This window comes from Sorangium sp. So ce327 (assembly GCF_051530205.1).
Taxonomy (GTDB): domain Bacteria; phylum Myxococcota_A; class Polyangia; order Polyangiales; family Polyangiaceae; genus Sorangium; species Sorangium cellulosum_B.
Genome location: NZ_CP150330.1, coordinates 9,214,437 through 9,228,685 on the forward strand (window position 1 = coordinate 9,214,437; position 14,249 = coordinate 9,228,685).

Annotated in this window: 12 protein-coding genes and 1 tRNA gene; 5 read left to right on the top strand and 8 right to left on the bottom strand. The window is 72.8% G+C overall.

What is annotated here, in order from left to right; genetic code table 11:
• The first annotated feature begins 204 nt into the window (after positions 1-204).
• A tRNA-Gly gene (locus WME95_RS34530) sits at positions 205-279 on the top strand.
• Between the two features lie 60 nt (positions 280-339).
• On the opposite strand, the gene WME95_RS34535 is transcribed toward WME95_RS34530, so the two are convergent.
• From WME95_RS34535 to WME95_RS34560, 6 genes are all read right to left on the bottom strand, one after another.
• A complete protein-coding gene (locus tag WME95_RS34535) occupies positions 340-1,359 on the bottom strand; it encodes a DUF2891 domain-containing protein (protein ID WP_437903608.1) in 1,020 nt (339 codons plus the stop codon).
• Between the two features lie 12 nt (positions 1,360-1,371).
• Complete coding sequence (locus WME95_RS34540; RefSeq protein ID WP_437903609.1) at positions 1,372-2,328, bottom strand: DUF979 domain-containing protein; 957 nt, start codon at positions 2,326-2,328, stop codon at positions 1,372-1,374.
• Positions 2,325-3,017: a DUF969 domain-containing protein gene (locus tag WME95_RS34545; RefSeq protein ID WP_437903610.1), complete on the bottom strand. Its 693-nt coding sequence runs from the start codon at positions 3,015-3,017 to the stop codon at positions 2,325-2,327. The genes WME95_RS34540 and WME95_RS34545 overlap by 4 nt, the downstream gene beginning before the upstream one ends.
• A gap of 174 nt (positions 3,018-3,191) precedes the next feature.
• The gene (locus WME95_RS34550; protein WP_437903611.1) at positions 3,192-5,453 is read right to left on the bottom strand and encodes a molybdopterin cofactor-binding domain-containing protein; all 2,262 of its coding nucleotides are present in this window, start codon (positions 5,451-5,453) and stop codon (positions 3,192-3,194) included.
• Between the two features lie 2 nt (positions 5,454-5,455).
• Positions 5,456-5,914, bottom strand: a complete 459-nt coding sequence (locus WME95_RS34555) for a (2Fe-2S)-binding protein (protein ID WP_437294175.1) — start codon at positions 5,912-5,914, stop codon at positions 5,456-5,458.
• Positions 5,911-6,561 (bottom strand): Isoquinoline 1-oxidoreductase subunit, encoded by a 651-nt coding sequence (locus tag WME95_RS34560; protein WP_437903612.1) that lies wholly within the window; start codon positions 6,559-6,561, stop codon positions 5,911-5,913. The genes WME95_RS34555 and WME95_RS34560 overlap by 4 nt, the downstream gene beginning before the upstream one ends.
• Positions 6,562-7,009: 448 nt before the next feature.
• On the opposite strand from WME95_RS34560, the gene WME95_RS34565 reads away from it, so the two are divergent.
• The 4 genes from WME95_RS34565 to WME95_RS34580 all read left to right on the top strand — a co-directional run bounded on the left by WME95_RS34565 (position 7,010) and on the right by WME95_RS34580 (position 10,512).
• Entirely contained in the window at positions 7,010-8,479 is a 1,470-nt protein-coding gene (locus WME95_RS34565; protein ID WP_437903613.1) for a serine/threonine-protein kinase, read from the top strand.
• A gap of 15 nt (positions 8,480-8,494) precedes the next feature.
• Complete coding sequence (locus tag WME95_RS34570) at positions 8,495-9,430, top strand: PEGA domain-containing protein (protein WP_437903614.1); 936 nt, start codon at positions 8,495-8,497, stop codon at positions 9,428-9,430.
• On the top strand, positions 9,427-10,104 hold the full coding sequence (locus WME95_RS34575; protein WP_437903615.1) for a hypothetical protein: 678 nt from the start codon (positions 9,427-9,429) through the stop codon (positions 10,102-10,104). The genes WME95_RS34570 and WME95_RS34575 overlap by 4 nt, the downstream gene beginning before the upstream one ends.
• Before the next feature lie 108 nt (positions 10,105-10,212).
• Entirely contained in the window at positions 10,213-10,512 is a 300-nt protein-coding gene (locus WME95_RS34580; RefSeq protein WP_437903616.1) for a helix-turn-helix transcriptional regulator, read from the top strand.
• A gap of 32 nt (positions 10,513-10,544) precedes the next feature.
• On the opposite strand, the gene WME95_RS34585 is transcribed toward WME95_RS34580, so the two are convergent.
• The gene (locus WME95_RS34585) at positions 10,545-12,827 is read right to left on the bottom strand and encodes a hypothetical protein (RefSeq protein WP_437903617.1); all 2,283 of its coding nucleotides are present in this window, start codon (positions 12,825-12,827) and stop codon (positions 10,545-10,547) included.
• A 33-nt stretch (positions 12,828-12,860) separates the two neighbouring features.
• Positions 12,861-14,045 (bottom strand): RNA polymerase sigma factor, encoded by a 1,185-nt coding sequence (locus WME95_RS34590; RefSeq protein WP_437903618.1) that lies wholly within the window; start codon positions 14,043-14,045, stop codon positions 12,861-12,863.
• Between the last annotated feature and the right edge of the window lie 204 nt (positions 14,046-14,249).

A 14,249-nucleotide genomic window follows, 5' to 3' on the forward strand; every position in this document is an offset into this window, starting at 1 on the left:
CGGAACCCGGAAAACCATGGGGCCCAGCTCTCCGTTCCTGAGAAGCTGCACGACCAGCACATCGGTGCTTGACTAGGGCGACGTCGGTTGGTACTCCTCCGCGCCCATCGACGGAAACGACCTCCTCGGAGGTCCCGGCGCGCTCAGCCTCGTTGCTGTCCACGCCGCACGAGAGTGGTTTCCTGAGCGTGGGGACCGCCGTTTGCGGGAGTAACTCAGTGGTAGAGTGCAACCTTGCCAAGGTTGACGTCGCGGGTTCAAATCCCGTCTCCCGCTCCACGACATAGACGCTGCAACACCGGCCGCCGCTGAGCACCGCTCCGCGGCGCTCGTGGAGCGTCACTCAATGTCCTCGCCCAGCGCGAGGAGGGCGAAGCTCGCCAGCCAGTGCTCGCCCATGTAATCGCCGGCGACGTGCGGCAGGCTGGCGTCGAGGTGCCGCTCCGCCGCGTCGATGGCGCGGGCGCGGACCGCGTCCCCTTCGGGCAGCGCCGCGGCGAGCGACCGCCAGCACCAGGCGCGGCTCAGGTTGAGCCCGTCGAGGTGGGCGATCTTGCCGTCGCTGCGATCGCTGACCGTCGCGGGCTCGAACAGGGTCGCTGGCTCGCCGCGCGCCGCCCGCGGGAGGAACCGCGCGAACCAGCCGCGGAACTCCGGTCCGGGCAGGGCCCGGCGCATGCACTCGGCCTCCACGAGGGTGGGCGAGAGGAAATCGTCCTGCGAGGGCTCCCACGCCTGGCAGTCCGCGTCGCGGCCGTACCAGGCGCGCGCGGCCTCGGCGCAGCGCAGCGACAGCCGCTCGTCGCGCTTCACGGCGGCGTACTCCTGCGCGAGCGCCAGCGCGAAGGCGCTGTTCGTGTGCGCGCCCGCGCGGACCGGATACGTGGCCCTGGGCAGGTACTCGAGGAGCCGGCCGGCGAACGCGTCGCCGAGCGGGGCCAGCGCGGCCGACCAGCGCCGCCCCTCCTCGGTCTCGTACCGCGAGAGCTCGGCCGCCAGCATCAGCAGCCACGCCCACCCATAAGGCCTCTCGAAGCCGCGGCTCGACGGCCGCTGCAGATAGGCCAGCTCGCCGGCGACCTTCTCGCCCGTGAGCTGCGCGTCGAGCAGCCCGCGGACCGGCGCGGCGCCGGGCACGCCGGGGAAGAGGCGGTGGCTCCGCGCGAGGAGCCAGTGGCCATGAACGCACGAGTGCCAGTCGAAGCTGCCGTGGAAGATGGGGTGAAGGTCGCGCGGGCCCTTCACGTCCTCGGGGCCGGCCATGACGTGATCGAGCTTGTTCGGATACTCCCGCGTCACGTGCCCGAGCGCGATGGCGGCGAGACGCGAGGCGAGGTCCGGTGTCAGGGCGTGTGTCATGCGATGGCGACCTCAGCGCCGGAAGGCGAGCAGGTACATGAGGAGCGTGTTCCCTACCAGCAAGAGCAGCGCGGTGGGGAGCTGGACCTTGATCACGCCGTCGCGATCGGGCAAGCCGAGCAGGGCCGCTGGGACGATGTTGAAGTTCGCGGCCATGGGGGTCATCAGCGTCCCGCAAAAGCCGGACAGCATGCCGATGGCGCTCATGATCGCCGGGTCGCCGCCGAGCCGGCGCACGATCAGGGGGAGCCCCACGGCCGCCGTCATGACGGGAAACGCCGCGAAGGCGTTCCCCATGATCACCGTGAACATCGCCATGCCCACGGTATAGGCGGCCACCGCGGCGAGGCGGCCGCCGCTCGGGAGCGCGCTCCCGGCCAGCTCGCCGACCACGTCCCCCACGCCCGCGACCGCGAACACGACCCCGAGCGCGGCCAGCAGCTGGGGCAAGATCGCCGCCCAGCCCACGATGTCGAGCAGGCGCCGGCCTTCCTGCAAGGGCGCGAGCAGGGGCGGGCGCAACCACGCCACGGAGACCCCGAGCGCCAGCACCACGCCGAGAGCGAGCGAGATCAGCGTCGCCTGCTTCGGGTCGAGCAAGTGCGCGCCGCGGATCTCGATCCGCTTGAGGACCAGCGCGCCCAGGAGGGCGGTCGCCGGGATGATCAGCGCCGGGACGAAGAGGAGGTCGCCGCGCCGCTCGGCGCTGGCGCGCCGCTCCTCGGGTGTCGTGGTGGCGGGGCGCCCCTGGCCCAGGCCCCTGACGCCCGCGAGGAGCACGAGCGATATCACGAGCACCCCGTTGCCGAGATCCCCGAGGCGCGAGCCGAAGAGGAAGCTCATCGCGAGGAGACCCCAGAACAGGGTGTTCTTCCATCGCCTCGAGTTCTCGCGGTCGACCGCGCTCAGGACGGCCGACGCCGCGAAGAACAGCCCTCCCACGACGTAGACGACATCGAGCGTGATCATTCGGCCGCCTTCCCCGCGTCCGCGCGGGTGAGGTCGCGGTGCAGCCGCCGGTCGAGCAGGAGGAGCCGAGTCCCATGGATCAGGAGCGCCAGGACCGCCGTGGGGATGGCCCAGACCGACAGCTGGAGCGGCTCCACGAAGATGCCGTTCTGCTCGAGGAACGCCTTGATCAGCAGGATGGACGCGATGGCGAGGAATATGTCCTCTCCGAAGAACAGCGCCACGTTGTCGGCCGCCGCCGCCGAGGCGCGGATCAGCCAGCGCGTCCTGTCCGGCAGCGGTCCATACCGGTTCTCCGCCACCGCCTCGGCCATGGGCGCGATCAGCGGGCGGACCATCTGCGCGTGGCCGCCGAGCGAGGTCAGGCCGAGCGCCGCGCTGAGCTGTCGCACCGCGAAGTACACGAGCAGGATGCGCCCGGTCGTGGCCGTCTTCACCCGCGAGATCAGCGCGCGCGCCCGCTCCTGGAGGCCCGAGCGCTCGAGGAGGCCGATGACCGGCAGGACGAGCCAGACAAGGCTCACATAACGGTTGTCGTTGAACGCCTTGCCCAGGACGGAGATCCCCTCGACGAGGCCCATCCCAGCGGAGAGGCTGGTCACGATGGCGGCCGCCGCGACGACCAGGAGCGGATGGATCCGGGCCACGAAGCCGACGACCACGACCACGACCCCGAGGAACGTGAGCATGCTTCTTCCCTCGTGTCCTCGGGCGACGCCGCAAGCCGGCGACGGCACAGTCCACGGCCGCTCGTGCGCGACCGAGGTCCCCGGCGGCCGCCGTCGCCGATTTCAGCTTTTCAATCCCTCCGGGCCGCTCGCGGCGGCGTCCTCTCGCTCACCCCTCCGCGCGCCCTGCCGTCATCACAGCCCCAGGCGCCGCAGCGGGAGCTCCCGGGCGCGCGTCTTCGTCAAGGCGAACACCGCGTTCGCGATCGCGGGCGCCACCGGCGGCACCCCGGGCTCCCCGACCCCCCCGGGCGGGGCGTCGCTCTTCACGATCTCCACGTGGATCCGCGCCGGCACCTCCGGGCTCCGCACCACCGGGTAGTCGCGGAAGTTCGTCTGTTCGACCGCGCCGCCCTTCATCGTGATGGCGCCGTGGAGCGCGATGCTCATCCCGAAGACCACCGCGCCTTCCATCTGCGCGCGCACGCGGTCCAGGTTGATGACCGTGCCGGGGTCCGCGACGAGCCACACCTCGTCGACCTTCACCTTGCCGAGCGCGTCCTTCGAGACCGCGGCGACGACCGCCACGTACGTGAGGAAGCTCCGGTGCGCGGCGAGGCCCAGCGCGCGGCCCGCCTTGCGCGCGGCGTCCCACCCCGAGATCTCCGTCACCCGCTCGATGACGTGCCGGAGGCGGCCGACGTCGACCGGGTGCTGCTCTATCGAGGCCCCGTAGTTCGGGACCTTGTCGACCCCCAGCTCGGCGGGCGTCGCCTTCCGGGCAGGGCCGAGCACCTCGAGCAGCACCTCGCGCGGATCCGCCTGCCGCGCGTGCGCGATCTCGTCGATGAAGCTCTGCACCGCGAAGGCGTGGAAGATGTTGCAGACCGACCGGAGCCACCCGATCCGGACGTGCGCCGGCGCGTCGCACGCCTCGGCGCGGACGTTCGGGGCCGAGAGCGCGAGATCGAGCACGCCGAGGCCGAGCTCGTTCTCGCTCGGGGTCTTCACCTTCGCGTCGAACGTCGACGGGATCGGCGGGAACGCCGTCCGGTGCAGCCACGCCGTCACCTTGCCGCCCGCGTCGAGCCCCGCCGTGAGGTGCTGCGCGCTGACGCTGTGGAAGTAGCCGCTCTGCACGTCGTCCTCGCGGGTCCACTGCACGCGCACCGGCGCGCCCAGCTCGCGCGCTAGCAGCGCCGCCTCGGCCACGTAGTCGGGCTTGGACTTCCGGCCGAAGCCGCCGCCGAGGAACGTCACGTGCACGGTGACCTTGGCCTCGTCGACGCCGAGCGCCCGCGCCACCTCGGTCCGCGCCGCCTGCGGGTTCTGCGTCGGCGCCCACACCTCGCAGCCGCCCGCGTCGACCTTCGCCACCGCCGAGGGCGGCTCCATGGCCACATGCGCGAGGTGAGGCACGTAGTACTCGGCCTCGACCGTGCGCGCCGCCGCCTTGAGCGCCCCGTCGACATCGCCGACCTTCCGCACGACCTTGCCCGGCGCGCGCACCGCGCGCGAGAGCGCCTCGCGGTAGCTCGCCGAGTCGTACGACGCGTTCTCGCCGTGATCCCATGTGATCTGCAGCGCCGCGCGGCCGCGCATCGCGGCCCACGTCGTGTCCGCCACGACCGCCACGCCCCCGAGCGGCTGGAACCCCACCCCGACGCCCTTCGGCGCCGGCAGCTCCACGAGCTTCTTCACGCCCGGGACCGCCAGCGCGCGCGCCCCGTCGTACCGCACGACCCTGCCCCCAACGACCGGCGGGTGCGCGATGACCGCGGTGAGCATGCCGGGCAGGCGCACGTCCGCGCCGAACTGGGCCGCGCCCGTGACGATGGCCGGGCCTTCGAGCAGCGGGAGCAGGCCGCCGACGCGCTTGAGCTCCGAGGCGGGGCGGAGCGCGACCGTCTCCGCGTCGGGCACCGGGAGCTTCGCCGCGTCGGCCACGAGCTCGCGGAAGTCCAGCGAGCGCTTCGACTTCGCGTGGTGGACCGCGTGCTGCTGGGCGACGCACTCCGCGGCGGGGACGCGCCACTTCCTGGCCGCGGCCGCGACGAGCATCGCGCGCGCTGTCGCGCCGACGCGCCGCATCGGCTCGTAGCCGCCGCGCACGCTGCGCGAGCCGTCGGTGTTCTGATCGCCGTAGACCTTGTCACCGTCGGCTTGCACGATCTTGACCCGCGCCATGTCCGCGCCGAGCTCGTCGGCGACGAGGACCGGCAGCGAGCTGCGGATCCCCTGCCCCATCTCGGACCGGTGGGAGACGATCGACACCGTCCCGTCGGGCGCGATGTGGAGGAACACCCCGGTCCGGAGCCCGGGCTCCGCCTTGGGGACGCTGGGCGTAGGCTGCGCGGGCGGCGCGGCCTCGGCGACCCCGAGCGCGAGCCCGCCCACCGCGAGCCCGAGCCCCGCGAGGAAGGAGCGGCGGAGGAGGACGACGCGTTGCTGTTCCATCTTCACTCCGTGGGAAGGCCGGCAGCCTTGCGGACCGCCGCGCGGATGCGCGTGTACGTGCCGCACCGGCAGATGTTGCCGGCGAGCGATCGGTCGATATCGTCGTTCGAGGGCCGCGGGTTCTTCCGCAGGAGCGCGGCCGCGCTCATGATCTGCCCCGCCTGGCAGAAGCCGCACTGCGGGACGCCGAGCTCCACCCACGCGCGCTGGAGCGGGTGATCGCCGGTGGGGCTGAGCCCCTCGATCGTCGTCACCGAGCCGCCCGCGGCGCGCTTCACAGGCGTCACGCAGGCGCGCACCGTCTCGCCGTCGAGGTGCACGACGCACGCCCCGCAGAGCGCCTGGCCGCAGCCGTACTTCGTCCCCGTGAGGCCGAGCACGTCGCGCAGCACCCAGAGGAGCGGCATGTCCGGGTCCACGTCGAGCTTCTGCTCCGCGCCGTTCACCTTCAGGATGATCATGGTCGGGACTCCTCGGGCGGGCACGCCGCGCCCGCCTTCACCCACGCGTCGACCAGCGCGCCGAAGGCCGCCTGCGAGCCGGGCGCCTTCGTGCGGCCGTGGCCGGGCGCCCACCCCCACGCCACGAGCTCGTCGCGGTTGGAGTGCTCGACGATCTGCGCGAGCGTCTTCTTGCCGTTGCGCGCCGGATCCTTGATCTGCGCGCAGATCGCCGCCGGCGACCGCCCGAGCCACGCCATCTCCGCCGGCGCGAGGTGCCAGCCCGGCGCCCCGGGGACACGAGCGAGCTCGAGGTTCTGCGCCTGATGGCACGACGTGCACTCCATCGCCGCCACCCCGCGATCGCTCGGACCGCGCTCGGCCGGCGGGCTGTGGCGCTCGCCGGCGTCGCCCTGGCGCGGGACGCCATCGTGAGGGTGGCAGTTCACGCAGCGCGGGTGGAGCAGCACCTTGCTCGCCTCCAGGAAGAGCGAGGCCGCGCGCGCGTCGTCATCCCGGATCGCCACGAACGCCTCCGGACTGCGGAGCTCGCCCGGAGCGACGGGCGGAAGAACGACCGGCCTGGGCGCCTCCGCCGGACGCGAGTCGCACGCCGCGGCGAGGAGGCCGACGCCAGCCAGCAGGGACCAGAGGAGGAGAGGCTGCATCGCCCGGCCTACCCTGGTGACTCGGCGCACGGACGACAAGCCCCGATTCGACCTGCGCCCTCGGGGCGTCCCCCGTCGCGTCCCCCGACAGCGAAGCCCGCGTTACGTCACGGTTTCCGGCGACAGGGCGGCGCGTGGAGCGCGCGATGACGGCGGCCGTGAAACGTCCGTGAGCCGGTGTCGACAGCGCGCGCAGCGCAGCCGCTGCCGCGCCTGTAGCGAACTGTCACGAGGGCGCCACACAGCGCGGCTCCACGCCACGACGCGACACCCCGATGCCGGCGCATGTCCTCGCAACCCCTCCGCCGGAGCGATGGCTCGCGGCGTGCAAGCCAGCTCCGGCATGAGCAAGACGCTAGGAATAGGCGAGGCCACCCAGCCATCGCCCTGCCTGATCGCCCCAGCTGAGGCAGGCTGCCACACCGCGTCGAGCTCGGAGCGCGGGCCGATGCCCGGAATGCACGTGGGCTCCCAGCTCCGGCTCATCCGCGCGCTCGGCCAGGGGGGGATGGGGAGCGTCTGGCTCGCCGAGCACGTCGCGCTCAGGACCCATGTCGCGGTGAAGTTCCTTCGCGACATGTACATGGACCACCCGCTGGCCGTCGTGCGCCTCCACCGGGAAGCCGAGGCCGCGGCCCGCATCCAGAGCCCGCACGTGGTGCGCGTGTTCGATGTGAGCTTCACCGACCAGGGCGTGCCCTACATCGTGATGGAGCACCTGGAGGGGCAGACGCTGCAAGATCTGGTGGAGCGCCGCCGGCGGCTCTCGCTCGAGGAGACCGTCTCCATCCTCCGCCAGCTCTGCGCCGCGCTGGCCAGGGCGCACGAGGCGGGGATCGTTCACCGCGACATCAAGCCCGAGAACATCTTCCTCGTGGAGGGCGAGGGGGAGCCCTTCGTGAAGGTGCTCGACTTCGGCATCGCCAAGAACACCCTCGACGAGGCCGAGCGGCTCACCGTCACGGGCGCCATCCTGGGGACGCCGCACTTCATGTCGCCCGAGCAGATGGCGGGCGGCGCGCGGGTCGGACCGCACAGCGATCTCTGGGCCCTCGGCGTCGTGGCCTACTTCTGCTTGACCGGGCAGATCCCCTTCGGCGGCGCCACCGTCGCCGCGGTGGCCGTGGCGATCGACCGCGGGCCGCCCCCGCCGCCGTCCCGGCTCACCCCGGATGTGCCGCCCGCGATCGACGCCTGGGTCCTCTCGCTGCTCGAGCCCGACCCGGCGCGCCGCGCCCGGAGCGCCCGCGCCGTCCTCGAGGCGCTGGACGCGGCCGTCGCCACCCCGTGCGCCGCGCGGCCCGTCCGGACCCAGCTCATGCCCCCGCGCGACGCCCTCGGCTCGGGCGAAGGCTTCTCGTCTCTCGTGACCACGCTCCTGCCGTTCGGCACGCTGGGCGTGGGCGGAAGCTCGCCTCGGCAGCGGGCGCGGACGCGCACCTGGGCCCTGGCGGCGGGTGCCGTGATGGGCCTCAGCACCCTGGCGTGGGCGGGGGCATCCGGTGTCGCCTCCGGCGTCACCCGGACCGCGCCGGCAGCGCAGACCGCGTCGCTCGCGATGGTTGCCGGCGGAGCGCCCGGGCGCGCCGCCCCCGCCGCCGTCGAGCCCGCGGCCCAGTGCGAGACGAGGGGCCCGCTGCCCGAGGCGCGGGCCGCGGCCACGGCGCCGCAGGTCGAGGCGCGAGCGGCGGCCACGGCGCAGGACGACGCCAGGCCGCACCAGGCCGAGGCACGGGCTGCGGCCACGACGCAGCCTGCGGCCACGGCGCAGCCTGCGACCCGGGCGACCGCCGACGCCAGGGTGACGGCCGTGTCTGGCGCCCCGAGCGCCCTGCCGGCGGCGCTCGCCGCACCGTCCTCGACGCCGGTCAAGACGGTCGCGACGCGCACGCGCTGGCGCCGCGATCTCGGCTTCTGACAGGAGAGGAGACCCATGCGCCCCCGGCCCAGCACGCTGATGGTGATCACCAGCCTGATCCTCGCGGCGCCGCCGGCGCTCGCCGGCGACGCGGCGGACACCGCCGCCGGCGCCGCCGACGAGAAGGCGCGGCGTGACGCCCGGGAGCTCGTGTACCAGGGCGACGAGCTCTTCATCCTGAGGAGGTACGCGGAGGCGCTCCGCGCCTACCAGCGCGCCGAGCAGCTCGTCCGCGTGCCCTCGACGTCCATCGAGGTGGCGAAGGCGCTCGCCGCGATCGGCCGGCTCAGCGAGGCGCGCGAGCTCGCGTCCACGATCGCCTCGTCGCGCGCGCTCCCCGGGGAGCCCTGGCCGTTCATGCAGGCTCGGCGCCGCGCCGACGCCCTGCGCGACGAGCTCGACGACCGCATCCCTCGGCTCAAGGTGCGGCTCGTGCCGAGCCCCGCCGGGGCCAAGCTCCGGATCGATGGCCAGGAGGTGAAGGCCTCCTCGGAGGGGGCCCTGATCGATCCCGGCAACCACTGGGTCGAGGTCGAGGCCGACGGCTACGTCGGCGCCCGGCAGCGGGTCTACGTCCCGGAGCGGGAGATCACGGCGCTCGACGTCGCCCTCACCCCGGAGCCCCGCCCGGACGGCGTCTCGCCGTGGGCCATCGGCGGGTTCGTGGCCTCGGGCGCCGGGCTGGCGGTGGGGCTCGGCGTGGGCGCGGCCTACCTGAGCGCGAGGAGCGACCTCGCCGAGGCCTGCCGGCAGGGCACCTCGGGTTGCTCCGCCGATGCGCGAGGCGACGCGAACGCCCTGGGTTGGGTCTCGAACGTGGGGTTCGGCCTTGCCATCGCCGGCGCGGCCGTGGGCGGCATCAGCCTCGGCCTGGAGCGCTCGAAGACCCCGGCCTCGAGCGTCACCTGGGCGGTCGGTCCGGGCTACATCAGCATGCGGGGGACGCTGTGAGGGCGCGTCGCGCTGCCGCCTGCGCGTTCGCCGCGTGGCTCGCCGGGTGTCAGGTCGTCGCCCCGCTGCCCGACGCCGAGGACGGCGCCACCTCGGCCGAGGGCGACGGCATCGACAGCGGCGCCGCCGCGGGCGACGCCGGCGACGGGAGCCCGGAGAGCTGGGTTCCGCCCGCGCAGGAGGCCGGCCCGTGCGAGATCGCCGCGTGCTCGGCGCACTGCGCCCGGTCGCTGGATCTCTGCGAGCTCACGCCGCAGTACCCGTCGGTCGAGGCGTGCTGCACCGTCTGCGAGGCGATGCCGTCGCCCGAGGGGTATGCCGGGTGCCGCGCGGCGGAGACCGGCGATCCCGCCGGCTGCACCGCGGCCGGGCCGCTCGGCCCGGAGGGCGACGCCGAGTGCGTCGGGCGGTGCGAGGCGATGTGCACGCTCTACGCGGCCACATGCCCGCTAGAGCTCGCGGACATCGCGGCCTGCGAGGCCCGCTGCGCGGCCTTGCCAGCGCCGGAGGTGTTCAACGCGTGCGGCCCGCTCATGGCCGAGGGCTCGCTCGGGTGCAGCACGCAGCAGATCTACGCCGCGCTCGGCGCGGTCGACAAGAAGGCGCGCGAGAAGGTGTGCCGCGACATCCTGGAAGGCCGCTGCCCTCCCCCGGCGTGCGCGGCCGGCGACTAGCTCGATCCCGCGCGTCGAGCTGCAACAGGACGGCATGGTGCGGCTGTCGCTCAAGCGCACCTTTGCCGACGGGACCGTCGCGATCGATATGGCCCCGCTCTCGCTCCTGTGCCGGCTCGCGGCCAGCGTCCCGCCGAGCTCTCGTCGAACTTCGGGCTCGTGGACCTGGCACGGCTGGTGGGCTACTCGCCGGACCATTTCTCGCGCCTGTTCAAGCACGCCTATCACCAGACCCCCTATCAGTACGTGCTGTCACGCCGCATCGAGAAGGCGATGGCCATGCTCCGGGACGAGCGGCTGTCCATCGCGGAGATCGCGCTGGCGTGCGGGCTCTCCAATCAGGGGCACCTCACGACGGCGTTCAAGCGCCGCACGGGGACGACGCCCGGCGCGTACCGGAAGAAGTGATCCGTCGCCGGGCGTCGGGAGCAGGGAGGCTGTCAGTAAGGCGCGGCGCAGATCGCGTTGCCGCAGGGGTACACGACGGAGCTGCCGGCGATGACGCTGGCCTCGGGGAGGGTCGCCAGGGTCGCCCCGGTCTCGATATCGTAGATGGCGCGCTCGTACCGCGCGTGGATGGCCGTCGGCGAGACGGGGACCATGCCGTACGCCGGCTTGCCATAGTCGACCGTGTAGTCCTTGGGGGCCAGGGTGATGCGCGGCAGCGGCGGCGTGGCGATCACGTTGCCCAGCTCGTCGTAGAGGGTGGACGCCTGAAGCTCCCACCGGTTGGTCAAGAAATTGCGGGTATACGTCTGGACGAGCGCGCGGGTATCGTCGAGCCATCCGACCGCGCAGCCGGGCACCGCGTTGACGAGCACCCCGTCCTCGTAGAACTGGGTGAACCCGCAGCCGTCTCCCGTCGCCTCGTCCGTCACGAGGTAATGACGGCCGTCGGGGGAGATGACCGGAACCGGTTGAGATCCGGTGTCCTCGTAGATCACCGTCGCTCCGCTCACGTCGCTGACGATGCGGCGATCGCCATCGAGAACGTTGGAGCGGTGATACGTGCGGCCCAGCGTCGTCCCGCTCGCGGACAGCGAGAAATCGAGGAGGGCGACATCCGAGTCGAACGAGGCGACCTCGGCGCCGTCGGGCAGCGAGAAGATGCGGAGGTCTCTGCTCTCGATGTGCGGGTCGCGCTCGGTGGCGCGCGCGGCGAGCACGCGCCCGTCGGCCGAGAGCCGCACGCCAGCGCTGAGCAACGGAACGGACGCCGTGGGACCGGCGCCGAGGTCGGCGGTGTCGTAGAGGAAGATCCCCCCCGCGGGCGTGGCGATGGCGACCTGCCCGGAGGCCGCTCCGCCCAGCTTCGACGCTCCGCAGCCGAGCTTCCCCGTCGCGTCAGGGTCGGCCACCGTGCCCTTCTGCAAGATGACGCCTCCGGAGCTACCGATGGCCCAGCGAAGCCCTCCGTCGATGTGCGCCACGGTGGGCGGGTAGACCGTCACCTCGTGCTCCGCTCGCGTGATCTCGGAGCCGCCGAGATCGAAGACCTCGAGCTTCGTCGGAGCCGTACCGAAGACGCCGATCGCGCGCTCGGAGGGCACCACGGTCATGCCGCTGCGGTATTCGTACTGTGCCACGGGGACGTTCCCTCCGCCGATCCGGTAGATCGTGAGCGGGTTGCCCAAGATATGGGGATTGTAAGTCCAGAGATAGCCTCCCGTTGCCGCGAGGTTGTCGATGTGCGGCAGGTTGACGATGCTCTCGTGGACGCCGGTCCTCGAGTACACCCGCACCGTGTTGCCGGCCGTCGTGAGGAAGCGCGCGCCGTCCCTGGACCATGCGTGGAAGGTGCCCGCGAACGCGGGCGTGAGGTGCGGCGGCGAGCCGTCGATCGGCACGACCTGGACCGACGTATCCGGATGGTATTTCGACGCGACGCGCACCGCGTCCGGGGCCGCATGGAACTCGCCGTAGACCTCCAGCGTGGCCGACAGCACCTCGTCCCCGGTGCGGCTCCAGACGGTGATGTTGCGGGAGCGGGCGGCCCAGACGTAGCTCCCGTCGGTCGCTAGCCCCACGTCGTCGTACTCGGCCGAGATGGCCGCCAGCAGGGAGCCGTCGGCGGCATTGCGCAGCTCGAACGCGTGCTGCGGGTCCGTCTGGATGACCAGGAGATCGGCTCGGAGCTCGACGCCTCCCGGAAGCTCTGGAAACGAGCCGTCCGGAAGGGGAAATGGAAGCTCCCGGAAGCCGCCGGGCGCATTACCGTCGGCGATCGCGGCGCGGGTCGCCGTATCCCACAGGATCCAGCGGTCGTGGTCCCAGCCGAGGACGCGATCCCCGGAGACGAAGAGCCGGCGGAGAATCTGGGTGTGTCCCAGATCGAGGAACGCCTCGGGCGAACTGCGCCAGGTCGTGGGCGTACCGCAGGGGGAAAGGGATGCGGTGCCGCCGGTGCCGCCGGTGCCGCCGCTGCCGCCGCTGCCGCCGCTGCCGCCGGTGCCGCTGGGGTCGCCACCGCTGCCGGAGCCGCCGGTGCCGCTGGGGTCGCCGCCGCTGCCGGAGCCGCCGGTGCCGCTGGGGTCGCCGCCGCTGCCGGAGCCGCCGGTGCCGCTGGGGTCGCCGCCGCTGCCGGAGCCGCCGGTCGCGCCGGCAGACGTCACGCCAGGGGCGCCGCCGCCTCCTGCCTCTCCCGAGGAGCTGCCGCCCGGCCCGGGATCAGAGCAACCGACCATCACGAGGACACACGAGACGATGCGTGAAGTCGTTCGCATGACCCGCTAAGGTGCCATACCCCCGGCGTTTGTTCATCGCCGTAAGAACAACCCGCTCTTTTCGTGCGGCGCACGGCTCTCCATCATCGCGACCGCGGTCCTCGCGAGGCCGGGCTCGCCAGCCGGAGCCCGACGGAGCTCGCGCAGACTCTCCCTGGGCACGGGGCCGGTGCGCAACAGCGTATGATGATGATGCAAGTTGGTCGATGAGAGATGCATTGAACCCCATCGCCGCGCTCCTGCGGTATCGGCTGCCCCGTCGAGCTCGGAGGCCTCAATAGAATCAGAGCTCCGCCAGCCGCGCACGCTGATCGGCGTCGCCTGCGGAGCGCACGCGCTCCTGCTGCTCGCCGCGCCCGCCTGGCGTGCCCCCGTGGCGCGCCTGCCCACGCCGGAGGCCGTGACGGCCTCTCGCCGGATCGCGCTCTCGGGTCGGCCCGGCCCCACGCCGCGCTGGTCAGCAGGCGCCGCCGGCATCTCGAGCGCGGGCCGCGCGCGCCCCGAGGCCGCGAGCAGGGGCGCTTCGGCAAAGCCGGCCGCTGGGCCGGGCCAGGCAGCACCCGCCCCGAGCACGAGCCCCGCCGCCGCCGTCCCATGCAGCCTGAAGCGGCGAAGCCCGCGCAAGGCGTCGTGAAGCCACGCACCGGAGAAGAAGGGCACGAAGCACGGCACCGCGGGCTGCCTGCGCCGGCGCTGCGCCGCCTGCCAGCGCCCTGTCTCCTGCTCGATCTTGTCCCAGGCGGCGGCGAGCCGTGACTTGACGGTGTTCTCGGGGAGCGCGTGCGCCTCGGCGATCTCGGCGAGCGTCCGGCCCAGGAGCTCGTGCTCGATGAAGACCATGCGACGTGCGTCGTCGAGCTTGTCGATGAAGCGCCAGAGGACGGAAGCCCGCTGGCGGGCGATCAAGGAGGCTTCCGGGCCCGGCCGCTCGTCCGAAGGATCCTCGTCCTGGAGGGGTGCGATCACCTCTTGCCGGCGGCGCGATCGCCGCCGGCTGTTGCGCACCACGTTTCTGACGAGCTCGTCCACATACGCCGCGGCGTCCCTCGCCAGGCCGATGCGAGCGCGGTTCTCCAGGATGCGAAGCCACGCGTCCTGGAGTACGTCGTCGACGTCCTGAGCCGGCACGCGCATGGCGCGCGCGAGCCGGCGGAAGCGGTCGGAAGCAAGCGGGCCAGGGGCTGCGATGGCCGGGCTCGCCGAGGTGCTCACATCCATGCACGTCCAGATGCTTCAGGCGCGAAAAGAGGTGACCCAATCGACCGGTGCGACGAAGAACGGTGCGCGAAGGTGCGTCCGGAGGGGGATAACGAGAGGGCCACGGCTCCGTGGAATCATTGCGCAGGTGACGTCGGATTTATCATGCAAAAGCGCAGCGCTCGATATCCACACGCGCTTGCTGGGCCGACAGCCTCGTTGATA